We start from the raw sequence: 23,944 nt of genomic DNA on the forward strand, positions 1-23,944 counted from the left end.
TTCTATCAAATTTTAAAATTTTATGGACGAATAATTTCGGCTCTAAAATTTGAGCTAAGCTGTAAGCGAAGCCAAATTTTAGTAGTCAATTCTTAGTGGTGAATGAAATTTTAAAATTTGCAAAACGAACAGACATATAACTCCTGTTCTTTCATTAAGGGAGAAGGGAGCTTGAATTACGTTCTGCTTGCAGTTGCGAACTTGCGAAGCAAAAGAGCTCCCTTCCCCATTAACAATCCCCTAACCCCTACGACGTTAGAAGTGGCATGCTTCAGTGCTTCGTACTGCATGCGCTTTATCATCAGGCAAATTTTAAAATTTATGAGCGAGCATATCACGGCTCTAAATTTAGTGCTAAACGTAGTGCAGCCTAAATTTAGTAGTCTGCTAAGGCGAGCGAGTAAAGTTTTAAAATTTGCAAATTTGTTTTATCAAGTTAAATAAGTGTCGGACAAATTTTAAAATTTGCAAAAATAGCTTAATTAAATTTATAAATTCTAATTCTTAGGCACAAGCTCTAGGACGTTGCAAGCTCGTTTGCTACCCATCTTGCAAGCCTTATCAAGGGCATTTGCAGATAGATCAAAGCTCTGCTCTACGCCGTTTCCTTGCAGATATTTTGTAGCTAGCTCATAGCAAGCTTCACTGCTGCCATTTTCGCAAAGCAACTTAAATATCTCATAAGATCTAACCAGATCTTTTTCAACGCCAAGACCTCGCCCTAGCATATCAGCATATAAAAAGCAAGAGGTTTTGTCTTTGTTCTCACACTCGCTTGAAAGCTTTTTAGTAAAGCTCTCGCAAGCTTTTGCGTCACTTTTGTTGATGCAGTTTTGCATGTTTTCATCCCAGTTTGCACTTAGAGATAAAACGGCAAAGGCTAAAAATAAAATGGATTTTTTCATAAATTTCCTTGAGAGAGATAAACCCCCTTTGGGGGAAAGGGGGTCATTACAAAAAGGAGGTTTCTTGTTGGACAAGTGGAATAATACAAGCCCCGTCTAAATTTAAAGCCAACTCTTATTTAACAAAAAACAATCAAACAAGATCTCTCTTGCTAAAGCCCAAATAGCCGCAAACTAGCAAGATCGCGCCAAGTACTAAAGGGTAGATGATCGCGTAAGCTACGAAGGTCGCTTTTGAAAATGTGCCTAAGATAAAGTAAGACGCAGTGCCGATGACTGCTAAATTTGGATCAAAAAGGCTAAGCGCTGCTATCCTAAAAAGCTCGATCGGATTTAACATCGCGATAGAGTAGATGACGTACTCATCGACAGAGCTTCGCATAAGCAGTCCAATGAGCGCTAGGTCGATAAAAGCTAGCATGATAAGCCAGAGCAAAAACGCCACGCCCTGCCCTGTCTCTTGGTTTTTAATAAGGCTTGAGATGAAAAAGCCAAGCGACAAAAAGACGATACTTAGGCTAAAAAGCAGGCCAAAGTAAAGCACCAGCACGCCCCAAGGTATCGACACGCCCTTTATAAAGCCAACCACCACGCAAAGCAAAAGAGAGAACAAAAGTGGCACAAAAACGACAAATGTCCGCCCAAGCGCCTTGCCAAAATAGTACTCTTTAAGGCTTAGCGGGAAGCTTAGCACGTACTCAAGCAGGTTTGTGTCCCTGTCTTGATTTATGCTTCTAACGGTTGAAATGAGGATAAATATCGGCACGATGATGACGCAAATTTGTATAAACAAAAGTAGCGCCCTTGTTAGCCCAGAAAAGCCTAGCACGCGCGAGTCGGTCACTCCGCTAAATAAAAATCCTATCATCAAAGCAGAAAAAAGAAGCGCATAGATCGCAAACCACCTCGAGCGAAACGACTCTTTGACGTCTAGTTTTGCTATTAAAAAAAGGTTATTCACTCTTGCTCCTTAAATTTTCTTCTTTGATGATCTTGCCAAGGTCCATATAGACGCACCTATCAAGCAGATGAGCGATCTCATCTATGCGGTGCGAGATGAAAACTAGCGTCTTTTTTTGCGTGAAGTTATCGAGCAAATTTTTAAAAGACTCTCTTGCTTTTACATCTAAATTTGCCGTTGGTTCGTCAAACATCAAGATTTCACTATCTTTGGCAAATGCGATGGCTATTAGCATCTTTTGCTTCATACCGCCAGATAGTTTGTAAAACGACTTATTTAAATTTGCATGCAGGTCAAGCTCTAAAAGCTTGCTAAATTTCTCTATCTCTTCAAATTTGACATTTGAGCTTTTGCAGACAAACTCGCAAAGCTCACGCAGGCTAAATTTAAGTGGTGGCGGGGTTTGTGGCACAAACGAGATAAACTTTAGCGCCTCTTTTCTATCTTTTAGGGTATTTACGCCATTTATCGCGACACTTCCGCTATTTGGCACAAACTCGCCCAAGATGATACGCATGAGCGAGCTTTTGCCAGCTCCATTTTGCCCAAGTATCGCTATCTTTTCGCCAGCTTTTACATTTAGACTGACGCTATCAAGTATCTTTTGCGAGCCAAAAATTTTCGTTACTTCTTTTATATCTATCAAAAAATTTCCTTATATGAGTTTCTTAAAGCCGTTGTCAAATTTAAGCGCATCTTGGTGGCAAACGTCGATACACCTGCCACAAAGCGTGCAGTCAGCGCCTGCTATCCTAAAGAGCTTTTTACTATCATCAGTTTTTGCGCCCTTTTTTGTCATAAAAAGCACGTGTGGCACTAGGCAAACATCGGTGCAAACCAAGCAGTGATCGCACTTTTCTTTATCCCAGCTGACCTTTATCGCATTTGGCTTTGCTAGTAGAGAATAGGTCGCTCCAACAGGGCAGACATATCTGCACCAAGCCCTGCGTGAGAAGAAAATCTCAACCACGAGCATAGCTACAACAAGCCAGATAGCGTGAAAGTAGCCATAGATGATAAATCTTGAAAATATCCCAACGACGTTAAAAATTTCAAAGACAAGGCTTGAGCTAGCAAAGCTAAGAGCCAAAAACAAAATGGTAAAAGCGTATCGCCACTTTGTGTCAAAAACTCGTGGTTTTACTATCTTTTTGGCGCGTAAATTTTCATGGATCTTTTCGGCTATCTCACTTATAAGTGAATACGGGCAAACCCACGAGCAAAAGCCCCTGCCACCAAAAATGATGTAAAAGGCTAGGATACTAAGCGAGCCAATTAGTAAATTTATATGAATTTCATGCGTTGCCAAAAAGACTTGCAAGCTCATAAATGCATCTGCTAGGTGAAAGCCAAGTATCCTTGAGGCGCTGATGTCACCCTCTAAAATTTGCACATCGACCCTGTAAGAGAGGACAAATAAAAGATGAACTAGCACGATAGTAAAAATGCGCCAAAAACGTATGCTTGGGCGCTTTTTGCCATCTTTTGTAGTCGTTATTAGCGTGCTTAGAAAGCTTACGTTTCTAACGGTCGCACGAACGTTATATTTATCCATTTTTACTTTTTAAATTTAGAAATTTCATCAGCAAGGCTGTTTAGCTCGCTATCACTAACGTTTGTAAGAAGCCCCTTCATAAGCGTGTTTTGCACCTTGCCAGCCTTATAATCAGCTAGTTTTTTTAGCAGATCCTCTTTGCTTAGATGAGTGATATTAGGCGCTACGACACCCTTACCATTTGCGCCGTGACATGGTGCGCAAGAGGTTAGGTATTGCCTGCTAACGCCCTCATTTTGCGTCTTAGCCACGCTTAGGCTTAGCTCTTTTACCTTTTTTAGCTCATCTTCGCTGGCAAATTCCTCGCTAGACTTTGACTGCTGCTTTGTGAAATTTTGCTCCACTTTTGGCTGAACGCTAGCTTCTGCTTTCTCCTTTTTAGGCGGAGTTTGGCTTAGCATAAACACCATGATGCCACATATCAGCACCGCTAAAATGATCGTTATGATTTTTCCGATTTTCATTGTTTGCTCCTAAACTGCGCATTAAAATCGCTTATCTCTTTGGCTAAATTTCTAATCTCACTCTCATCCATCTTTTTAACAAGATCACGCATCAGCACATTTACCTTCTCTTTGTTTTTATAAGCGTTTATCATCTTATAAATTTCATCCTCACTCTTTGTTAGAAGAGATGGTCCGATGATGCCATTTGCGTAGTCATCGTGGCAGGCTGAGCACTTTGTGATGAAGTCCTTGCTAAGTCTGCCCTTTATAAGCCTTAAATTTATACTTTGAAGCGGGCTTTTTACCATGGCTAGCGCTCCGATCTGGCGGCTTACGTTGTTATCTTCAAGTCCAAATTTAACGCTTTTTTCGCCGTGCATGTCGTATTTTATAAATTCATTTTGCTTATTTGTGCTCTCGTTGTTTTCATTTTTTTCGACCTTTATGCTAGCACTTGTCGCTACTTTTGCGCCTTGCTCACTAGCAGCCTCTTGCGCTTTGTCCTCACTCTTTTCACAGCCGACAAATAGCAACGCAGCAGCTATTAAAGGTATTATTGCTCTCATTTTTTCTCCTTGTAAATTTCATCATAGCTCATCTTTGGGGCGATATTTATGATCTTTGCTGGGCAGACCTCAGCACAAACGCCACAACCCACGCAGCCATTTTTTATAAGTGGTAAATTTGCCTCGCTCATTGCTATCGCGCTATCGCCAACTGGACAAAGCGTGACGCAAAGATCGCAAATTTGACCGATCTTGCCTTTTATCTTATCTTTTAGCGCCTCTTCTCTGTCGTTATAAGCTTTGCGATCAAGCAGATGTTTAACGCCAGTTTCGCTTAAATTTTCTCTTTTCACGCTCAAACAGGCCGCCGTGTCACTTAAAACTGCAACGCCCATTTTGACATCGCCCACGACCTTTGTGGCGTGATCAAGCGCACCGCTTGGACAGGCTAGCACACATGGGAAAAGGTCGCACAAGTAGCAGCCTCGCTCTTTGGCGTCGATGTGAGCTGAGCCACTTGAGTAGCCATCTTCTATATCAAGCAAATTTATGCTGTGATAAGGGCAGACTTGCACGCACTGACCGCATTTTACGCAAAGATCATCAAAGTCATCAACAGCACCTGGTGGTCTAAGATAGAGTTTATCGCCACTACTTTTTGGCAAAAACTTGCCTATGGCATATCCAGCCACTGCTGCGGCTGAGCCAATTATCATAAAATTTCTTCTATCCACGTTTCGCCTTTAAAGCGTTGAAATTTGAAACATCAAGCGGTTTTATCCTAGGTGAATTATCTTCAAGTAGCTTTATCGGCTCAGAAAATGGAGCGAGTTTGGCTAAGAAATTTAAGACACTAAAGACGCTTGAGCCGTAGAAAAACTGCAAATTTGGATAGTATTGCCAAAGCTGATCGATATATGAGAGATGCAAAAATGGCGTGTCTCCGTAGCCATCTTTATCTCTGTCAAAACTCTCATACTCATCATAATAATTCTTGCTCCACCTATTTAAAAGCATCTTTTCGCCTGGAGTGTCATTTACGACGATATCCATATTGCCGATAAAGTCGTTGTTTTCAAAGATGCTTGTGCCTTGCGTAGCGTGAAAATAGACGCCAACCACGTTGTGTAAAATTTTATTGCCTATAAAATTTATCGTCGATCCTGGCTGAAAGGGCGAGTTATCAAGCAAGATGCCACGCGCATTATAGATAAGTGTGTTGTTTTCTATCGTAAAGTCAGACACGTCCTTTAGTCCGATGCCGATGCCAAAAGCGCCATCACTATCCATAACGAGATTGTTTTTTATATTTGAGCCAGCCGAATACATAAAAAACATACCAACAGCGTTGCCGATAAATTCGTTATTTTCGACTAAATTTTGATTAGCATACATGAAGTGAAGCGAGTATCTGCTGCCAACTGCTTTGTTGCTTAGAAATTTATTGTGGCTTGCGTACCATGCGACCATGTCACGGCTGTCACGGATATTGTTGTGCTCGATCAAATTTTCATGACTATACCAAAGTCTCACCGCATCGCCTCTAAAGCCAAGGCTAGCGCCCTTTTTTGAGGTGATGTTGTTTTCAGTGATCTTTGAGCTGCTGCACTCTTTAAAGTCAATCCCAAAAAGCACGTCGCTTATGTCATTTTTAGAAATTTCAACGTTATTTGCCTTGTCACAGCCTATGCCAGCATCAAGCTCGCCAAGGTCGTTGCCACTGCCACTTATCTTTAAATTTTTAAGTGTCACGTTTGAAGCGATGATCTTTATAACACTGCCCTTGCCGTCGCCTTTTATATGGGCATTTTTGCCCTCGCCGATGATAGTAAGGGGCTTATTTATCGTTATGCCCCCTTCATAAACGGCGTCGCCTAGCTTTATCACGTCACCAGGACTTGCGTTATTTATCGCATCTTGAAGGACGTTTGCAAAGCCAAAAAGTGGCAAAAAGACAAGGGCAAATTTAGAAAATTTACGCATTTAGCTCTTTTTTCTTTGAAAATACCGCAAGTATGCAAAGCACGCTCATCACCATCATCACCCAAAAGCCGATAGTTGGGTATGAGTGCGTTGTAAAGTGCGCCACACTACCATCGCCTAAAACGGTTGGCATAAATGGCTTGATCTTAAAGGCGCCCCACTCTTGCATGTTGTGTCCATACCAATATAGCCAGCCCACAAATGCACTCATAAATAGCACAGGTGCGATGATGGTTGGCACCATGAGAAGCGAGTTAAATTTACCGTCATAGTATAAAAATGCAAGCATGCAAAGTGTGGCGATAAGTAGATAATAAGGTGCGATCGCTCGCTCGATATTGCCGCCATGCTCCATAGGATACATGCCGATGTAGTGGTTTATCGTGTTCATCTCATGCACGTCGCCACTATATCCATCTACGTGAAAATATACTGGGATGCCATCTGGAAAGGCTGCCTTTGGATAGTTTGGCGCTTCAAGAGATACATACCAGATAGGAAGAGATGGCGTGCCGATCTCTGCTTTTTGTTCGATCATCTTATGGAGATCACTTGCCACCTCTTTTGGCAAAAGGTGGTTTTTATACTGAAATGAGCTATAAAGATCGTAGATAGTGTAACTATAAGATGGTAGCTCGTCGCCGTTAGCTATACGCTCTTTTGCTCCGTGCCAGCCAAGAACTGGTAGAGTAAAACAAACGCTCATGATGATAAGTGCAACAATGGTATAAATTTTATATTTACTCATAATCTCTCCTTTAAATTTTAAAATTTAGCCTAGCAAAAGTTAAATTTTAAAATTTAAAAGGGGCAAAAATGCCCCTTAAAACTACATACCTGCGTTTTCGTCTATCCATTTTAGATACTGGATGATATTTTTGATCTCTTCGTCACTCATGTGCTGATTTGGCATTCTAAGTTTAAAGAAGTCAATCATCGCTTTAACGTAGTCATCGTTATAGAATTTAGCAGGGTCTTTTATGAAGTCTGCTACCCATTTTTCGCCGTTTTCATGTCTTAGCAAGACACCAGTTAGGTCTGGGCCTGAGCTTACTTGACCGATAACGTGGCAGCCATTACATCCGCCTTTTAGATAAGCCTCTTCGCCTTTTGCAGCAGCTGGGCTCATCGGAGTTGCGATCTCTTTAGCTAGGTTGTTTTTAGCTCTTAGACCAACGTCAGCAGTTTTTACCATGTATTGCCATACTTGGTACTCCCAAAGGATAGCGCCATTTACGTCGCCTTTTTTGTAAGCTTCGTCAGCTTTAGCTTTTACCTCTTTGATGTGGCCGTATTGATCAAGTGCGTCATCAACCAAAGCTTTTACTTTTGGATATTTCTCATAATGTTTCTCTTTTAGGTATTTAACAACCTCTTGGATAACATCATCAGTTGCTTTGTTAGTTGCGATTACTTTGTCGTACTCAGCTTTTAGAGCCTCTGGGCTTAGAGTTTTTAGCTTGCTATTTTTTGCAGATTCATATTTTTTATTTGGATCTTTAACAAGTAAGTAACCCATCATCTCTAGGTGAAGTGCTGAACAAAACTCGGTGCAGTAGTATGGGAAGACGCCTTCCATATCAGCTACGAAATTTACTGAAGCAGTTTTGCCAGGCTCAAGTGAAGCGTGGATGTTGTAAAGGTCGATGCCAAAGCCGTGAGTCTCATCTTGCGCGCGCTCTAGGTTTGTTAGGTGAATTGTTACATTATCGCCTTTATTTACCTCGATGTGCTCTGGGTTGATGTGGCTTCTGATCATTGTCGCATAGACAGTTACGTTTTTGCCGTTTCTCTCAACTCTTTCTTGACCAGCTAGAGTTGCGTATGGGCTAGCCTCGCCTGTTCTTGAGTTTGTACCCATGTTGTAAGTAAGAGCTGGAGTTAGCTTGCTAGCAGCTATTGAGACAACGTCGTGTGGCTCACCAAGTGGAATAGGCATATCATAGATTAGCTCCATTTTTGGACCATTGATGTCTATTAACTGGTGGTTTTGTGGGTGCAAAGGACCAACTGGGTTGAAGCGATCGATTGAAAGTTTATCAAGTGCGATTGCATATTTGCCAACTGGCTTTGCTGATTTGCCCTCCATTGTATCAAGGTGGCCGATATTGTAGTGAACATTTATCTTATCAAGCACTTTTAAATTTTTATAGTCCCATTTTACGATTTGACTATCAACGTAAAGTGAAGTATAAAGTACGCCATCTTGTGAGTCAAATGATGTATGCAGTGGTCCAAGGCCAAGTTCGACTTGTCCGTGCATTGACTTTTCTCTATCTAAGATAGGTATGCCGTATGGGTCAGTGCCAGCGTACTCTTTTTTGTCGATTAGTTCTTTGATCTTTTTAAAGTCATAAACTGATGCGTGAGTATCAAGCTTACCACCAACGATGATATATCTGCCATCTGGTGTTACGTCACAACCGTGTGGGCTCTTTGACTCTGGGATCAAAAATAGTGCTCCAGCTTTTACAGCAGCTTCTATCGTGATCACTCTGTGACCATTTACAACTTTGTAGTTTTTCTTATCCTGCGCAAGTTTTTCTAAAATTTGCCAGTTATAAACATGTAAGAAGTCAGTGTCATTTCTACTAGCACCTGCCTCAAATGGAGGAAGACCTTTTTCGATACCACCTGTATACATCTCGCTATTTATTGAGTTTGTAAAGCCCCAGCCGTAGCTCTCGCCCTTACCAGCGTCGCTTAGGTCTTGCCAGTATGGAGGAAGCTCAAGTGAGAAAGATGCTTTCTCGTCGATCTTGCCTTTTGGATAGTCAAATTTCCAAAATGTCACAGCGCCTCTATAGACAGCTTCGTAGTCGTCCATTGAGTGATAGTTATCATCAAGTGGAGCTGCGTACTGGCTAGCTTCGATGACGTACTCGCTGTTTGGAGTGATGAAGCTACCGCCGTGCTCACTCTTCATGATAGGGTTTACGACCATTTGAGTTGTCTCAAAGTCTTTTAAATTTATAACAGCAATCCTTGGGTTTGCCTTATCGTTGATAAATAGATAATCACCAACATACTCACCATTTTTCTCAGTGAAATTTGGGTGGTGCGTATCGCCCCAAGTTATCTCTTTGCCCCTGATAGCACCTTGTTTTAAGACAGCTTTTGACTCATCGTCATAGCCATATCCTTGCCAAGGCTCTGGGGTGAAAACGCCGATGTATTTGTAAATTCTCATCGACGGAACGCCATAAACTAGCACTTGACCACTCTGCCCGCCAGATGAAAAGACGATGAAATCATCTTTTTTACCGCTTGGCTGGTAAGTCTTAGCAGCTGCAAGGACATCTTTTTCGCTTAGCCCGCGCTCTTTCATGACTTTTTCAAGGTCACTACTAGCAGCACAAGCAGCAGTTAAAGATAGCCCAAGCAGTGCAGCACTTGCGACACAAAATAACTTTTGCATTTACTCTCCTTTTTAAAATGAATTTATCTCTAAACTCTTTGTCTTATTGCCTAGATCCACGCCAACAAGCACGTTTTTATCTATAAAAATTTCTTTTATCTCGCCACTAAAAAGCTCTTTTTTGCCCTTTAGCTTAAAGTTTTTGTCAAATTTATAGATCGCTCCGTCCTCGCTAGCCACTAAAACATCATCTCCTGCGCAAGCAAGAGCTGAAATTTTAGATCTTAAAACTTGCTTTTTAGCTCCACTTTTAAGATCTAAAATTTCTCCATTTTTAAAGCCTATGAAAATTTCATCATCGCTAAATTTACAAGCGCTCACTGGCGCAAAGCCAACGCTTTTTTGCTCTTTTGCGTTAAGCTTGCTATCAAGCAAAAACGCCTTGCCATTAAAGCTGGTAAAAAACACTCCCTCGCCAAGCGGTAAAAAGCTAGAAATTTTATAAACATTGTTAAAATTTTTTGATATAAATTTTTTAGAACTCTTGTCAAAAATAGCGATCGTTACAACATTTGCCATATCGCAAGCGACGTAAATTTTCTCTTTATCTAGCAAGATATTTGAAACCTTACAGCCAACATTTGGCAGTGCAAATAAAAATTCCTTCTCGCTAGCTACCTTTACGATCTCGTTGTTTAAATTTGCAACGTAAAAAGAGCTCTCATCGAAAGCACATCTTTGATCTTTGTAAATTTTCTCCTTTAATCCTAGGCTTTTTGTCTCGCCATCTTTTACAAAGATGATGTTTTGACTATTTTCATCAACTAAGCAGCCTTTATCTTCAGCAAAAAGCGCTATCAAAGACAAGCTAAGACATAGCAGAAATTTCATTATCTAGGTTGCTTTCATCGTAAATTTAAAATTAACAAAAATATACATATTCATATCTTAAAAGCAAATTAGAAGTTAATTTGTTTTCTTAAGCTTTTAAAGAAAAATATCAATAATTTTTTTTAAATTTTGCTATTTACAATAAATAGACTTTGGAATTTAATGGATAGAAATATATTTTTGATAAAATTTATTATCTATGAAAATTCGTATTTTAGGCTTTTTTTGCATTAAAATTTAAATTATAAATATTTCTTTAAAAAAATTATTTAAATTATATAATTATATTAAGAAATGAAAAATTTCTCTTGCGTTTTGAGCAAAGCTTAAATTTTAGATTTTTGATATTTTTTGCTTAAATTCTCTGATAACTTAAATTTGTTTAAATAGGCTATAATCCACCAAAAAAAGGAGAGATAATGCTAACACATTTAGATGAAAAAGACCGTCCAAAGATGGTCGATGTAAGCCCAAAAGATCCAACTAAAAGAGTAGCAACTGCTAGTGGGATCATCAAAATGAGCAAAGATGCTTTTAAGGCGATCAAAGAAAACACAGGCAAAAAAGGACCAGTCATCCAAACAGCCGTTGTCGCTGCGATAATGGGCGCTAAAAAGACAAGCGAGCTAATACCTATGTGCCATCCACTGGCCATTTTGGGCGTGGATTGTGACATCGAGGAGCTGCCTGAAATTTGCGCTTTTAAGCTTTTTGTAAGCGTAAAGATAGAGGGCAAAACAGGCGTCGAGATGGAAGCGCTAACAGGCGTAAGTGTGGGGCTTCTTACTATTTATGATATGGTAAAAGCCATAGATAAAGGTATGGAGATCGGAAACATCGTACTAGAGAGCAAAAAAGGAGGCAAAAGTGGCGAGTATATGCGATCTAAATAATAAAAAACCAAAGATCGACTACCCAACACACTGGGAGTACAAAGTGATCTTTGATGCGAGTGATGAGGCAGAGGCAAAGGTGAAAGATATAGTAAAAGATAGGGAATTTAAGCTAGTTTTTTCTAAATTTAGCAAGGATAAAAAGTACGCGAGCTACGATCTAGCCGTGCTAGTTTTAAGCGAAGAAGAGAGACTGGAGATATTTTCAGCCCTAAAACACGAGGCAAAATACGTTTTATAAGGTAAAAATATGGATAAACTTGAGCAAAATTTACGTGATTATAAAGATAGCGAAGGGCTACTAACTAGCATAAAGGCTCTTTGCAACGACTTTTTTAAGGACGTCTCAGACAAAGATGAAAACGCACTGCCTGATCTTTTGAAGCAAAAGATGAATGAGCTTTACAACAAGATGGACAAAGAGAGCCTCATAAATGCCAAAAATCTAAAAAGCGCGATGGAAGGGATAAATCAAGCTCTAGTTAGCGGCGAAGAGAAGGAGCTTTATGAGCTATTTGATAAAAGAGATGAGATAAATAGAGCCATCGAGGCAAAGCGTGAAGAGATAAAAAATAGGCTAAAAATTTCATTTGAAGCGGCTGAAGAGGTCGTAAAAGATAGAAATTTTGGTGAAAAAGAGGAAATTTTAGAGCTTTTAAACAATGCGATCATTAGAGAAACGAGAATGCTTGGCATCTTAAAAGAGAGCGCTCAAATCGCATTTTTAACGACGCTTGAGGGCGCAAAGGACGTAGAAGAGACCGCTGGCGCGATAGCTAAAAATATGACCTATTCTGCGATAAGAGGTGGGGAGTTTAGCAAAGAGCGAATGTTTGAAATTTCAAAAAATATCATCAGTGCAGCTGGGAATTTAGCAAATGAGGGGCACATCTTTGCAAAAGAGCTCATAAAAGGCGCGATAAATGGCACGAGAGATGGCATTTTAAGAGCTATTGAAAAGCTAAAAGATGAGGCTAAATTTGCTCCAGACGAGCTAAGGCTAAACTCACAGCTTTTAAATTTAAAGAACGTAGATGAAGAGTTTATAGCGCTTCTTAAAGAGCTTGAAAACGAATTTGATGGCGTAGCTAAAAGCGAGATCGAAAGCGTGATAAATAGCGAGCTTGACACAAATCTAGCAAAATTTAAACGCATAAGTGATCAAGCGATAGAGCAGATCAGCTCAAGGCTTGAAGAGCTAAAGTCAAACGGCGTTGCTAAGCTTATGAGCGAGGCAAATAATAAATTTGAAGCTCTAAAGCAAGAGCTAAATGACAAGAGCAAAAAGCTAAAGCTAAATTTTGACGCCAATGACAAGCTTGAAGGCCTCAAGCAAGATATCGCGGAGTTTGAGAAAAAGGCGAACGACAAGCTTGAAGATATCAAACAAATGGATATAAAAACAGAAGCTAAGAAATTTGGCGATAGAGCCTATCAAGCCGCAAAAGACTTTTTAAACGTCATAAAAAAAGATAAAAAAGAGGAGTAAATTTGCCAAGCTTTTTGGCAAATTTATCATTTTGGCTAGGTCTTAGCCTAGCCATTTTACAACTTAAATTTATAAAAATAGATAGAGCAAAAACGCACCCAAGATCAAGCGGTAGATGACAAAAGGTAGCATCCTGATCCTTGAGATGATCCCCATAAATAGCTTCACGCAAATATAAGCACTAACTGCACTTATGATAACGCCAAGAGCGATGTCACTCCAAGGCAAGGCGTTTGGATCTTTTATAAGCTTGATGCTCTCAAGTCCGCCAGCTAGGATGATGACTGGGATCGAAAGCAAAAATGAGAAATTTGCACTGCCTTTGTGGCTAAATCCTAAAAATAAGGCTGCTGTCATCGTTATACCTGATCTTGAGACGCCAGGGATGAGCGCCACAGCCTGCGCTAAACCGATGATAAGAGCAAATTTTATGGTCATTTCGTATTCACTCTTGTTTGTCGAGCGAAGATCAGCAAAGTAAAGTGCGATGCCAAAGATGATCGTAGTAACAGCGATCACAACGCCACTTCTTGCGTACTCTTCGATCGCATGGTTAAAAAGTAGTCCAAATATCCCCACTGGAATAGTGGCAAATCCAACGCACCAGACAAGCAGGCTATCGCCCACCATCTTTCGTTGCGCGATCGAGGCAAAAAAGTCGCGAAGTAGCTTAAAAATCGTATCTTTAAAATAAAAAAGTATCGCGCTTAGCGTACCGACATGCACTGCCACGTCAAAGGCAAGCCCTTGATCTGGCCAGCCAAGTAGCTTTGGCACCAAGATGAGATGAGCCGAGCTTGATATCGGCAAAAACTCGCTTATGCCTTGCACCAAGGCCAAAACGATAACATGAGAAATTTCCATAAAATGCCTTTTTTGATTGTAGATTGCAGTTGGGGATTTTACTCCCCAAAGTTAAATTTTATATAAGTTCGCTAACAAAATTTGCAAGCTTTTGCGGAGTAAATCCGAAGTGATCAAATAGCTCGTTCGCCTTGCCGCTGGCACCAAAGCTGTTCATACCATAAACTGCGTCGGCAAATTTATACCACTCATAGCCAGTTGCGGCCTCAACTGCGATTATCGTTGTGTTTTTATCTAAAATTCTAGCCACATACTCAGCTGGCTGCTCGCAAAGCAGGTCAAAACAAGGCGCTGATACGATATTTGCGCCGATACCTTGCTCAGCTAGAATTGCAGCTGCTTTTACGCAGAGTGAGACTTCGCTGCCGCTTGCTATAAATGTTATCTTCGCGTCTTTTGCCGAGCTTAGCAGATACGCGCCGTTGCTGACCTCGCCAAATTCGCCTTTTGCAAGTGGCTCAAGCCCTTGGCGACTAAGCACAAATGCACTTGGAGCGTTTAAATTTAGCGCCGCATGCCAGCTAGCTGCGTTTTCGTTGCCATCAGCTGGGCGGAAAGTGTAGAAATTTGGCATAGCTCTAAATGTGCTAAGCTGCTCGATAGGCTGGTGTGTCGGACCATCTTCGCCAACGCCGATGCTATCGTGCGTGAAGACAAAAAAGTGCTTGATGCCCATTAGCGCTGCTATCCTCGCACTTGGCTTTAGATAGTCGCTGAAGATGAAAAATGTCGCAGAAAATGGCAAGAAAAGACCGTATCTGGCGATGCCATTGTTGATAGCTGCCATGGCATGCTCTCTGATGCCGTAGTGGATGTTTTTGCCGTTTGGGAAGTCGCCCATGCCCTTTAGCTCGGTCTTGTTTGAAGGAGCAAGATCTGCACTACCGCCGATAAAGCCAGGAAGTTTTTTTGCTATCTCATTTAAGATAACGTGGTTTGTATCTCTTGTGGCTAGCTTTTTGTCGCTAAAGTCTGGAAATTCGATCTTGCTAAAGTCTGGATTAAGAAGGGAATTTAGTAAATTTTTGCCTTCAATGCTTAATGCCTCAACCTTTTTGTTCCACATAGCCTCTTCAAGATCGCCCTTTTCTACCGCACCTCTAAATCTTAAAAGCACGTCCTCGTCGATAGCAAATTTCTTCTCAGGGTCAAAGCCCGCTGCAGCCTTTGCCTTTTTGATGATCTCCTCGCCAAGTGGTGCGCCGTGGCTGTGGTGGCTGCCCTCAAGCTCCATTGCGCCACGTGCTATGTGTGTATTTGCGATGATGAGATATGGCGACTCTTTCTCGCTTGCTTGCTCAAGAGCAAATTCGATCTGGTTGTAGTCGTGTCCGTCGATGCGTGCGACCTCCCAGCCCTGCGCCTCAAATCTTGCCTTGACGTCCTCGCTAAATGCTATCGCTGTGTCGCCCTCGATCGTGATGTTGTTTGAGTCGTAGATTAGCACAAGGTTGTCTAGTCTTAAATTTCCTGCGATTGAACATGCCTCGTAGCTTATGCCCTCTTCTAGGTCGCCGTCGCCGCAAAGGCAGTAAATTTTATGATCGATTATTTTATTATCTGGCTCATTTAGCACGTTTGCAGCGTATTTTTCTGCCATGGCTAGACCAACTGCATTTGCTACGCCTTGACCGAGTGGACCAGTAGCCATCTCAACGCCTGGAGTATGAATTTCTGGGTGTCCTGGGGTGTTTGAGCCAAGTTGGCGAAATTTCTTAAGCTCATCTAGGCTTAGATCGTAGCCGCTTAGATGCAAGAAGCTATAAACCAAGCTTGATGCGTGACCACCGCTAAAAACGAGCCTATCTCTGTTTAGCCATTTTGGATTTTTTGGATTGTGTTTTAAAAAATTACTTAAAACCACCATGATATCGGCTAGGCCCATAGGAGCACCTGGGTGTCCGCTGTTAGCGTTTTGCACCATATCAGCGCACAAAAATCTTATAGTATCGGCTTGTTTTTTTAGCATATGATCTCCTTTTATTGCGTCAGATTATACAAAAAAGTGATTAAAACTTGCCTTGCGTTTTTACCCAAAATGTCTAAAAAGTGATATAAATTTACGAAATTTACGCACTATCTTAGGTGCTTGTCTGTAAGCTCTAAGATCATCTTTGCAATATTTGCATCTATCTGTTTTAGTGCCTCTTCTATCTCGCAAATAAGCTCATCTTTTTTCTTTTTTGCACCAGATAGACCAAGTAAATTTGTAAATGAGTTTTTAGCTAGGTCGTTATGCACGGGCTTTCCAGCGGCCGCTTCGTCGCTTGTAAGATCGATGATATCATCTTGTATCTGAAAAGCAAGCCCGAGCTTTAGTCCGATATCATAAATTTTCTCGCACTCTGTTTCGTCTAAATTTACTATCACAGCGCCCATTTTTAGGCTTGCAGCGATGAGCTTTGCGGTTTTATGGATGTGTAAAAAGACTAGCTCATCAAGGCTTAGCATCTTGCCAGAGAGGCCAAATTTAGCCTTTGCTCTTTTGATGTCCTCTTTGTTTGTATTTTCAAAAAAACAATCAAGCGCCTGACCTAGCACCATGCCGCTAACGCCAGCATTTTCGCTTAAAATTTCAACGCATTTTATACGTGTGTCGGCTGGCAAGTTAGCGCGTGAAATTTCATAAAAAGCATGCGTATTTAGCGCATCTCCTGCAAGTATAGCAGTCGTCTCGTCGTATGTTACATGAAGCGTTGGTGTGCCGCGCCTTAGGCTTGCGTTATCCATAGACGGCAGATCATCGTGGATGAGCGAGTATGTGTGCATCATCTCAAGCCCCAAAGCCACTCTCATCGCCTTTTGCGTGAGGCTTTTATCGACATTTTCGACCACGCCAAGAAGCAAAAGCGCCCTAAAGTGCTTGCCTCCAGCCTTTAGCATAACGCCAAGCGCCTCCTCGTAGTAAGGATGAAAGCTAGGCGCCTTTGGCAAATTTGCATTTAGAAATTTTATGAAGTCCTCAAGCAGGCTCATTTTGGCACTCTTGCAAAGAACTGAAAGTCATTTCTGCTAAACAAAAGCACGAAATTTTGCAGATCGCTGATCTTTTCTAAAAGCTCCTCGCGGCTATTCACACTCTCTTTGTTGTAGCCTAAAATTTTATCGCCGATCTTGATGCCAAAGATGTCGGCATTTGACTTTGGCTCGACCTTAGTAACGACTAAATTTTTATCAACCGTGATACCATAATCCACCAAAACTTTATCATCTAGCAAGCTCTCAGGCGACTTTGGCATGACATTTAAATTTGGCAGATCAAGGCTTGAAGGGGCGTCAATGTCTAGGCTTTGGTTAAATTTCACATCCCCGCTTACTGGGACTTGAAAGAGTAGCTCTTGCCTATCACGCTTTACAATGATGTCCAGTTTTGCGCCCTTTGGAGCAAAAAGCACCATCTCATTTAGCTCTCTTAGGCTCTTTGGCTTGATGCCATTTATACTAACAAGCTCATCATCAACCATCATCATCTTGCCGCGGCCCAGTGGATCAACAAGACCCACAAAAAATTTATCCTCTTTTTGTAAGAATTTCACGCCGATATCGCCGTAATAGACGTCATCGTAAGATACAAAGTGCTTCAGATAGCGATTTGGTATAAATTTATCAGCTCCAACAGCTATGCCTATCATCTTGCAGCAAGGCGTGTTTATCTCGCCAGTCGCGTTATACTCGAAGCTTAGCGTGTCAAAGTCGCCTAAATTTTGCCCTAAAGACTTGATGTGACCCATGACGGTGTTGTTTGAATCGTTTAAAATTCCAACCCAAGTGCTCTTTTTGATGCGCTCTTCATTAGTCTCATCAGCCATCACGACAGGGCTTAGCTCCTTGCTAGAGCGGACCAAAAAGAGCTGCAAATATGGGTCAAATTTGACATATTCACCAAGCGGAGCTCCCTCGCTTTTTGGCACTGCGATCAAATTTTTAGTGATAGCCACGCCAAAGTGTTTATTTACCGAGACGATCGAGTTTTTGTTCTTTTCAAAGCAGGCGTTAAAGTCCTCTTGCGTAGGCCTAGGGTCGGCATTTAGGCAAAGCGCTGATAGCAAAAAAGCAAGGGCAAATTTATAATTTAGTCTCATTTTATCCCCATCGAAGCAAGACCGCCAAGCATCCTTGAAGCGGTGTTTTTCTTATCGGCCTCAACCGACTTTAGCACGTCATTTACGGCGCTTATTAGCAAAATTTGCATGCTCTCTTTATCTTCAAGCAAGCTATCATCTATGCTGATATCAAGTATCTCGCCGCTGCCGTTTGCTCTCACGCTCACTAGCCCGCCGCCGCTTTTTGCGCCAAATTCTTTATTTTTGCTCTCTTCTTCCATCTGCTTGGCTTGTCTTTGCACATCCTCAAGCATCTGCCCCATCTTTGAAAAGTCAAATCCCTCAAACATCGCCTACTCCTTTATGATCTCGTTTTTGTTATTTACGTGCACGATGGTTGGCTTAAATTTCTTAGCCTTTTTAAATTTCATACTAGCATACGCCACGATGATGACCACGTCGCCAACGCAGACCTTTCTAGCAGCTGCACCGTTTAGGCAAATTTCACCCTTTTTGCCCTTTATCACGTAGGTGGCAAATCTCTCGCCGTTATTTACGTCTAAAATTTCAACCTTTTGATTTTCTATCAAATTTGCAGCCTTTATAAGCTCCTCGCCGATGCTGATCGAGCCAACATAGTTTAAATTTGCGTCTGTTACGACGGCTCTGTGGATCTTACTAGCTAAAATTTCTATATTCATTTTTACCTCTTTAAAAGCTCAATTACAACTTCTTTGTCGCTAAATGGGTGCTTGACGCCCTTTATCTCCTGATATGGCTCGTCGCCTTTGCCAAGTATGACAAGCGCCCAGCCAGGCTCTAGCTTGCTAATGGCTAGTGCGATCGCCTCTTTGCGGTTGGCATTTCGTATCAAATTTTCATTTTGGCTCATGCCAGCGCAAATTTCGTCTATTATACTCTCTGGCTCTTCACTTCTTGGATTATCACTTGTGACGATGCAAATTCTTGCGTATTTTTGGGCTATCGCTCCCATTTTAGGGCGCTTTGTCCTATCTCTATCGCCGCCTGCGCCAAAGACTGCGATCAAATTTAGATGTCTAAGCGAGTTTAGCACCTTTTCTATGCCATCTGGCGTATGGGCAAAGTCCACGATGACTAGCGGATCGGTGCTGATGACCTCCATCCTGCCGCTCACGCCTTTAAATTTACTTATCGCCTTTGAAAGTGCGGCTGCGTCTGGGCGCTCTAGTAAGCAAACGGCACCAAGTGCTGCGATTAGGTTGTAAAGATTAAACTCGCCTTGAAGGCTTGAGTCTATCTCCACATCGCCATTTGGCGTCTTGATAACTGCGTCTATGCCGTCCTTTAGCCCATAAACTATCGGCGCAAAGCTAGCTGGCTTTTTGATCGCGTATGTGTAGGCGTTTTTTGGGTTAAATTTAACTCCACCATCGTCAATGTTTATGAGTTTTACGCTCTCATCGTCAAAAAAACTTGACTTTACCCTAGCGTACTCCTCCATACTCTTGTGGTAGTCTAGGTGATCTTGCGTTAGGTTTGTAAAAATTTTAAGAGCAAAATTTAAGCTCTCTATGCGTTTTTGAGCGATCGCGTGTGAGCTAACCTCCATCACGAAGTACTCACAGCCCTGCTCGCTGGCTACTTTTAGGTATGAGAGCGTCTTTAAAATGGCACTTGTCGTAAGCGCCTTGTCATCTATCTGCTCGCACTCTATAAATGCCCCTCTGGTGCCACTTAGGCCACATTTTTTGCCTAAATTTCGCAGGGTCTCGTAGATAGCCGCAGCCGTCGTGGTCTTGCCATTGGTGCCTGTGATGCCAACTATTTTTAAATTTTCATCGATCTTTAAAAGCTTTTTGCACTCTTCAAGAGTGATTATCTTAGCACCATTTTTTACCGCGTGTTCTACAAATTTCGCATTTGCAGTAGTTTGCACAAAGTATGCACCCTGCTCGCACTCGTTTGAGTCATCTGTTATAAAGCTATTTTCTACTGATATTTTCATCGTTTTGTCTTTTTTGTATCTCTTTAAAAAGCTGATCTATACGCTCGTCGCCGCCAAACATCACCGCCGCACTCTCAAGGTAGTTCATGCTCATATCGATGAAGTCATTTTTTATCAAATTTCCTAAAAATTCCAAAAAATCGTCTTTGTTTGAGATCATGACCTTGGTTGAGAACATGATGTTTTCAAAGACCTTTTTAAAGCTGCCGTCCTTATAAACAGCCCTTTTAAAGTCCTCGTAGCTGATCGCGTCTTGCTCTTCAAAGTACTCGCTCTCCTCGTCTCTGGACTCTAAAATTTTTAAAATTTCCTCCACGCCCTCGTCGTCTTCGCCGGCTCTTACTTTCGCCATGTAGTAGTCAAACAAGAGCTTTGCCTCCTCGGCATTTTCCTCGCCAAGAGAGCAAATTTGTATCAAAAATAGTAAATTTTTCTCCTGCGTCTTTTCGTAGGCTAGTGAAAAGTAAAAGATCGCATCTTTAAATTTAGAGCGTTTGAAATATTTTATGCCTATTTTTTTATAATCTATCAATGTCAAATTCCTCGCCGATTGGGACATTTATAACCTCAAGCTCTGGATGAATGTCGATGCGAAGCTGCCTTTCAAGGCCGTATTTTAGCGTGGTCGTGCTAGCCGCGCATCCGTGACAATGTCCTGTGAGTCTTACGTAAATTTTGCCATTTTTTATGCCAAGTAGCTCCATGCCGCCGCCGTCATTTTCAAGCATCGGTAGCACCTTTTGCAAACTCGCAGTCACTGGCTTTAAAAGCTCTTCATCACTAAATTGGATCATATTTTTTCCTTAAATTTTTTAGCTATTATAGCAGATAAAGTGCAAACAAACGTTTCCTAGGCTTTTGCTGGGGGCGTTTTGGCTTTAAATTTTGGTGGTTTTTTGTGAGAAAAAAGGGCAAATTTGCCCTTTAAGTTTAGTTTAGTAGAAGTGATTTTATATCGATTTTATGTTCAATCATCTTGCTCTCAAGCATAAATTCTTGCGTAGCCTCAAGCGCTTTTATATCATCATCCGTGATCTTTGGGCTAAAGTCGTACTGAGGATACATGCTCTTTACCGCCTCTATGCTTAGCCCAGTCTCCTCGGCTGTAAATTTAAGCGCCTCGTCCTCGTTTGCCTTGATGTAGGCTAAAATTTCATCCTGAGCTTTTTTAAATTTCTCAACTATGTCTTTGTGCTTTTTATAAAACTCTCCGCTTGTTGCCGTGACGATGACTGGTGTGATGACGCCTTTGCCAGTTGTCACTACATTTAGGCCTGATTTTTGAGCATTGTAGGCCGCTGGTCCTGCAAGAAGCGCTGCATCGACGCTGCCGTTTTCAAGTGCAGCTTGCGCAGCTGGGATACCCATAGAGATGAACTCTACGCCGTTTATGCTAAGCCCACCAAGCGCTAGGTATCTCACCAAAAGCTCGTTTAAGATAGTGCCTTTTGGGCCTGCTACTTTTTTGCCTTTTAGATCTTTTGGTGACTTGATGTTTTTATCTTTAGAAAATATGACAAAGGCCTCTGGTGCCCTTGAGTAGGCGCTTATGATCTTTATATCAGCCTTATTTGCAGCTGCAAGTATGACCGAAGTGCCGCCCACGCAGTTTAGAAACTGGAGCGAATTTGAAGCGAGCGCTTGCGTTTGCTTGGCACCTGAGGTGATCTCAGAGTACTCGACCGGCATGCCAAAAGACTTCGCGTAAAAGCCTTTAAATTTATCGACGATCGATGGGACGTTTAGCGGCGATTTGACGTAGGTCATGCCGATCTTATCTAGCCCTTCGCTTGCGTTTGCGACTAAACAAAGCAAAGAGGCCGCACACAAAACCTTAAAAAACTTTCTCATACTTACTCCTTTTAAAAATTTTCAAGATTATATAATCTTTTGCTTTATTTTGGTTTTAATTATCATTTTATTTACCTAAATTTCGCTCAAAATTTTGCGTTTTATCGCTATTAGCTCCTCGCTTAGTAGATCTCTTGGCCTTGCTAAATTTGATAGCTCGTAGTTTGACTTTATCCCGCCCTTTTCAAGCAAGATGATCTCATCAGCCAAAAATAGCGCCTCGTCGATGTTATGAGTGACAAAAAGGATGGTTTTGCCAGCTTGTATCTTTAAAATTTCAGCCTGCATACTAGCTCTAGTAAAGGCATCAAGTGCGGCAAATGGCTCGTCCATAAGGATCAAATTTGCCTCATATGCAAGCACCCTAGCAAGCGAAACACGCGAGCTCATACCGCCAGAGAGCTGCGAAACTGCGGCAAATTTAAAGTCGTTAAGCCCTATCATCGATATAAGAGCCTCTATCTTTGCTGGCTCGATCTCCTGCTTTTTAAGCGCAAATACGATGTTTTCATAGACGTTTAGAAATGGCATGAGGCGGGGCTCTTGAAAGACAAAGCCGATCTTTGATGGCTCTTTAAATTTTATCTCGCCAAGACTTACGCTCTCAAGGCCTGCTATAAGCCTTAAAAGCGTCGTTTTGCCACAACCGCTTCTACCAAGTATGACGGTGATCTTATCTTTTTGTATGCTCAAATTTAGCTCTCTTAAAACGTCGATCTGCTTTTCGCCTATAAAAAAATGCTTGGATAAATTTGAAATTTCTATCATTTTTCACATCGCAAAAGGCTAAATTTCGCTATCAAAAGTAAAAATATCCTATCTATGAGCACGCCGCAAATGCCGATCGTAAAAATGCCGACAAATATCCTATCCGCTCGCGAAAGCTCCTCTGCGTCAAGTATGAGATATCCCAGCCCACTTGAAGCCGCTATCATCTCAGCTCCGATGATCGCACGCATAGCGTAGCCAAAGCCTATTCGCATGCCGACAAAGATATCTTTTAGCGCGCTTTTTATGATGATCTTGTAAAAAATCTCAAATTTACTAAAGCCAAAAATTTTACCGACCTCGATAAGCTTTATATCACAGCTCGTTAGCCCTTTTTGGATACTAAGAAACATCGGGAAAAACGAGGCTAGGATGATGATGATAATCTTTGGCATCTCGTTTATACCAAACCAAAGTACCAAAATGGCTATCAAACTAAGCGGCGGGATATTTCTAAAAAACTCCAGTATCCACTCGTAATAAACGCTGATCTTTGGCAAAAGTGCCGCTATACCGCCAAGCACGAGCGCTAGGGCAAAGGAGAGTGCGTAGCCTGCAAATATGCGCTTAAAGCTGATGATGGTGTGCGTAGCAAGCTCGCCGCTTAGGCTCATGCTATGCATCGTCTTAAAGGTCGCAATGGGGCTTGGCAAGATATATGGCGTGAAAATTTCTAGCTCGCAAACGACCTGCCAGATTACAAAGATCGCTAGGATAAAAATGCTCTTTTTAAAAATTTCCCTCACAGCCCATCTCCGTTGTGACAGCCGTTTTCGCAGTATAAAAGCTCGATGATCTGGTAGTTTTTAAGCTCGCTAAATTTATACGAAAGGGCGTTTTGTATCTTCTCTTTACTGCTAAGACTTAGTGTTTTTACGCCTAAATTTGTAAAAAAACCCGGCGGTATAGGGCTTGCCCCTAGCCTTTTCATCTCTAAATTTATCTCGTTTTGCTCCCTAAAGCTTTTCCACGTCAAAAATGTGGTTCGCGCTAAATTTAGCCCCCTGCCAAGCTCTGCCAAGTCCTCACAGGGCGTCGTCACGTAAAGCCACTCGTCCTCTTTTAGCTTTGAGCTAAGCTCCATGGCACTTTCTATCAAAATGGGGTTTAAATTTGAGATGAGAGCAGCCTGCTCTTTGAAATTTGCCCTGATGAAATTTACAGCCCTCGGACAGCGACTATCGTAAATAAGCTCCTTTTGCGCAAGAGCGTTTTTGTATGCGTTTTTGACGCTATTAACGTGGTCTTTTTCGCACTCTACTACGCTAAAACCTCTCTCTTGCAAAATTTCTTTAAGCGCTGCAAAGTCGTAGATGTTTTTTACAACAGGATTTAACCAAACCACTTTTTTCATTAGAGCTCCCGTCAAATTTAAAAGCAAAATGTAATAATTAAAATCAAAATTGTATCACTTGAAAGTAAAAAGATGGCTTTGGGGGTTAAA

At 41.6% G+C, this 23,944-nt stretch carries 28 protein-coding genes; 4 read left to right on the forward strand and 24 right to left on the reverse strand.

From position 1 onward, the window contains the following. The first annotated feature begins 171 nt into the window (after positions 1-171). Complete coding sequence (locus MTT29_RS05855; RefSeq protein ID WP_429800052.1) at positions 172-444, forward strand: hypothetical protein; 273 nt, start codon at positions 172-174, stop codon at positions 442-444. Positions 445-497: 53 nt separating this feature from the next. Here MTT29_RS05855 and MTT29_RS05860 read toward each other — a convergent pair whose 3' ends face one another. The 11 genes from MTT29_RS05860 to MTT29_RS05910 form a co-directional block, all read right to left on the reverse strand. Then, on the reverse strand, positions 498-905 hold the full coding sequence (locus MTT29_RS05860; protein ID WP_194171828.1) for a tetratricopeptide repeat protein: 408 nt from the start codon (positions 903-905) through the stop codon (positions 498-500). Positions 906-1,038: 133 nt separating this feature from the next. Next, positions 1,039-1,866 carry an ABC transporter permease gene (locus MTT29_RS05865; RefSeq protein WP_009295293.1) on the reverse strand — a complete coding sequence of 276 codons (828 nt, stop codon included), beginning with the start codon at positions 1,864-1,866 and terminating at the stop codon, positions 1,039-1,041. Then, entirely contained in the window at positions 1,859-2,512 is a 654-nt protein-coding gene (locus tag MTT29_RS05870) for an ABC transporter ATP-binding protein (protein ID WP_103580951.1), read from the reverse strand. Before MTT29_RS05870 ends, MTT29_RS05865 begins: the two co-directional genes overlap by 8 nt. A gap of 9 nt (positions 2,513-2,521) precedes the next feature. Continuing rightward, the gene (locus tag MTT29_RS05875; RefSeq protein ID WP_429800053.1) at positions 2,522-3,421 is read right to left on the reverse strand and encodes a NapH/MauN family ferredoxin-type protein; all 900 of its coding nucleotides are present in this window, start codon (positions 3,419-3,421) and stop codon (positions 2,522-2,524) included. Between the two features lie 2 nt (positions 3,422-3,423). Continuing rightward, the gene (locus MTT29_RS05880; RefSeq protein WP_429800054.1) at positions 3,424-3,885 is read right to left on the reverse strand and encodes a c-type cytochrome; all 462 of its coding nucleotides are present in this window, start codon (positions 3,883-3,885) and stop codon (positions 3,424-3,426) included. Further along, entirely contained in the window at positions 3,882-4,433 is a 552-nt protein-coding gene (locus MTT29_RS05885) for a c-type cytochrome (RefSeq protein WP_149704875.1), read from the reverse strand. The genes MTT29_RS05880 and MTT29_RS05885 overlap by 4 nt, the downstream gene beginning before the upstream one ends. Then, positions 4,430-5,107 (reverse strand): 4Fe-4S dicluster domain-containing protein, encoded by a 678-nt coding sequence (locus MTT29_RS05890; RefSeq protein WP_149708456.1) that lies wholly within the window; start codon positions 5,105-5,107, stop codon positions 4,430-4,432. Before MTT29_RS05890 ends, MTT29_RS05885 begins: the two co-directional genes overlap by 4 nt. Continuing rightward, entirely contained in the window at positions 5,100-6,356 is a 1,257-nt protein-coding gene (gene nosD, locus MTT29_RS05895) for a nitrous oxide reductase family maturation protein NosD (RefSeq protein ID WP_429800055.1), read from the reverse strand. Before nosD ends, MTT29_RS05890 begins: the two co-directional genes overlap by 8 nt. Continuing rightward, on the reverse strand, positions 6,349-7,104 hold the full coding sequence (locus MTT29_RS05900; RefSeq protein WP_429800056.1) for a cytochrome C: 756 nt from the start codon (positions 7,102-7,104) through the stop codon (positions 6,349-6,351). Before MTT29_RS05900 ends, nosD begins: the two co-directional genes overlap by 8 nt. 81 nt (positions 7,105-7,185) lie before the next feature. Then, positions 7,186-9,774, reverse strand: coding sequence for a Sec-dependent nitrous-oxide reductase (gene nosZ / locus MTT29_RS05905; protein ID WP_429800057.1), 2,589 nt, complete (start codon positions 9,772-9,774; stop codon positions 7,186-7,188). A 12-nt stretch (positions 9,775-9,786) separates the two neighbouring features. Beyond that, positions 9,787-10,605 (reverse strand): hypothetical protein, encoded by an 819-nt coding sequence (locus MTT29_RS05910; protein WP_429800058.1) that lies wholly within the window; start codon positions 10,603-10,605, stop codon positions 9,787-9,789. A 416-nt stretch (positions 10,606-11,021) separates the two neighbouring features. Here MTT29_RS05910 and moaC point away from each other — a divergent pair, with 416 nt between their 5' ends. From moaC to MTT29_RS05925, 3 genes are read left to right on the forward strand one after another with little or no spacing between them, the layout of a single operon-like run. Beyond that, positions 11,022-11,498, forward strand: coding sequence for a cyclic pyranopterin monophosphate synthase MoaC (gene moaC, locus MTT29_RS05915; protein ID WP_187422353.1), 477 nt, complete (start codon positions 11,022-11,024; stop codon positions 11,496-11,498). Beyond that, the gene (locus tag MTT29_RS05920; protein ID WP_103567945.1) at positions 11,473-11,739 is read left to right on the forward strand and encodes an HP0495 family protein; all 267 of its coding nucleotides are present in this window, start codon (positions 11,473-11,475) and stop codon (positions 11,737-11,739) included. The genes moaC and MTT29_RS05920 overlap by 26 nt, the downstream gene beginning before the upstream one ends. Before the next feature lie 9 nt (positions 11,740-11,748). After that, a complete protein-coding gene (locus MTT29_RS05925) occupies positions 11,749-12,987 on the forward strand; it encodes a hypothetical protein (protein WP_429800059.1) in 1,239 nt (412 codons plus the stop codon). 69 nt (positions 12,988-13,056) lie between these two features. Here MTT29_RS05925 and MTT29_RS05930 read toward each other — a convergent pair whose 3' ends face one another. The 13 genes from MTT29_RS05930 to MTT29_RS05990 all read right to left on the reverse strand — a co-directional run bounded on the left by MTT29_RS05930 (position 13,057) and on the right by MTT29_RS05990 (position 23,854). Further along, positions 13,057-13,851, reverse strand: a complete 795-nt coding sequence (locus tag MTT29_RS05930) for an undecaprenyl-diphosphate phosphatase (RefSeq protein ID WP_429800060.1) — start codon at positions 13,849-13,851, stop codon at positions 13,057-13,059. A gap of 58 nt (positions 13,852-13,909) precedes the next feature. Next, positions 13,910-15,820, reverse strand: coding sequence for a transketolase (gene tkt, locus MTT29_RS05935; RefSeq protein WP_429800061.1), 1,911 nt, complete (start codon positions 15,818-15,820; stop codon positions 13,910-13,912). A 107-nt stretch (positions 15,821-15,927) separates the two neighbouring features. Then, positions 15,928-16,827 carry a polyprenyl synthetase family protein gene (locus tag MTT29_RS05940; protein ID WP_429800062.1) on the reverse strand — a complete coding sequence of 300 codons (900 nt, stop codon included), beginning with the start codon at positions 16,825-16,827 and terminating at the stop codon, positions 15,928-15,930. Then, positions 16,824-17,933 (reverse strand): DUF7488 domain-containing protein, encoded by a 1,110-nt coding sequence (locus tag MTT29_RS05945; protein WP_429800063.1) that lies wholly within the window; start codon positions 17,931-17,933, stop codon positions 16,824-16,826. The genes MTT29_RS05940 and MTT29_RS05945 overlap by 4 nt, the downstream gene beginning before the upstream one ends. Next, the gene (locus MTT29_RS05950) at positions 17,930-18,244 is read right to left on the reverse strand and encodes a YbaB/EbfC family nucleoid-associated protein (RefSeq protein ID WP_021091096.1); all 315 of its coding nucleotides are present in this window, start codon (positions 18,242-18,244) and stop codon (positions 17,930-17,932) included. The genes MTT29_RS05945 and MTT29_RS05950 overlap by 4 nt, the downstream gene beginning before the upstream one ends. A 3-nt stretch (positions 18,245-18,247) precedes the next feature. Continuing rightward, positions 18,248-18,595, reverse strand: a complete 348-nt coding sequence (gene panD, locus MTT29_RS05955; protein WP_002941539.1) for an aspartate 1-decarboxylase — start codon at positions 18,593-18,595, stop codon at positions 18,248-18,250. Positions 18,596-18,597: 2 nt separating this feature from the next. Next, a complete protein-coding gene (locus MTT29_RS05960; protein ID WP_429800064.1) occupies positions 18,598-19,881 on the reverse strand; it encodes a UDP-N-acetylmuramoyl-L-alanyl-D-glutamate--2,6-diaminopimelate ligase in 1,284 nt (427 codons plus the stop codon). Beyond that, the gene (locus MTT29_RS05965) at positions 19,859-20,413 is read right to left on the reverse strand and encodes a hypothetical protein (RefSeq protein ID WP_009295268.1); all 555 of its coding nucleotides are present in this window, start codon (positions 20,411-20,413) and stop codon (positions 19,859-19,861) included. The genes MTT29_RS05960 and MTT29_RS05965 overlap by 23 nt, the downstream gene beginning before the upstream one ends. Beyond that, positions 20,400-20,675 (reverse strand): NifU family protein, encoded by a 276-nt coding sequence (locus MTT29_RS05970; protein ID WP_194170680.1) that lies wholly within the window; start codon positions 20,673-20,675, stop codon positions 20,400-20,402. Before MTT29_RS05970 ends, MTT29_RS05965 begins: the two co-directional genes overlap by 14 nt. A gap of 136 nt (positions 20,676-20,811) precedes the next feature. Beyond that, positions 20,812-21,732, reverse strand: coding sequence for an ABC transporter substrate-binding protein (locus tag MTT29_RS05975; RefSeq protein WP_194170679.1), 921 nt, complete (start codon positions 21,730-21,732; stop codon positions 20,812-20,814). Between the two features lie 75 nt (positions 21,733-21,807). Next, positions 21,808-22,500: an ABC transporter ATP-binding protein gene (locus MTT29_RS05980; protein ID WP_429800065.1), complete on the reverse strand. Its 693-nt coding sequence runs from the start codon at positions 22,498-22,500 to the stop codon at positions 21,808-21,810. Continuing rightward, positions 22,497-23,246, reverse strand: a complete 750-nt coding sequence (locus tag MTT29_RS05985) for an ABC transporter permease (RefSeq protein WP_429800066.1) — start codon at positions 23,244-23,246, stop codon at positions 22,497-22,499. Before MTT29_RS05985 ends, MTT29_RS05980 begins: the two co-directional genes overlap by 4 nt. Further along, the gene (locus tag MTT29_RS05990; RefSeq protein WP_429800067.1) at positions 23,243-23,854 is read right to left on the reverse strand and encodes a hypothetical protein; all 612 of its coding nucleotides are present in this window, start codon (positions 23,852-23,854) and stop codon (positions 23,243-23,245) included. The genes MTT29_RS05985 and MTT29_RS05990 overlap by 4 nt, the downstream gene beginning before the upstream one ends. Positions 23,855-23,944 lie beyond the last annotated feature (90 nt).

Source organism: Campylobacter concisus (assembly GCF_050447485.1).
GTDB classification, from domain to species: Bacteria; Campylobacterota; Campylobacteria; order Campylobacterales; family Campylobacteraceae; genus Campylobacter_A; species Campylobacter_A concisus_BQ.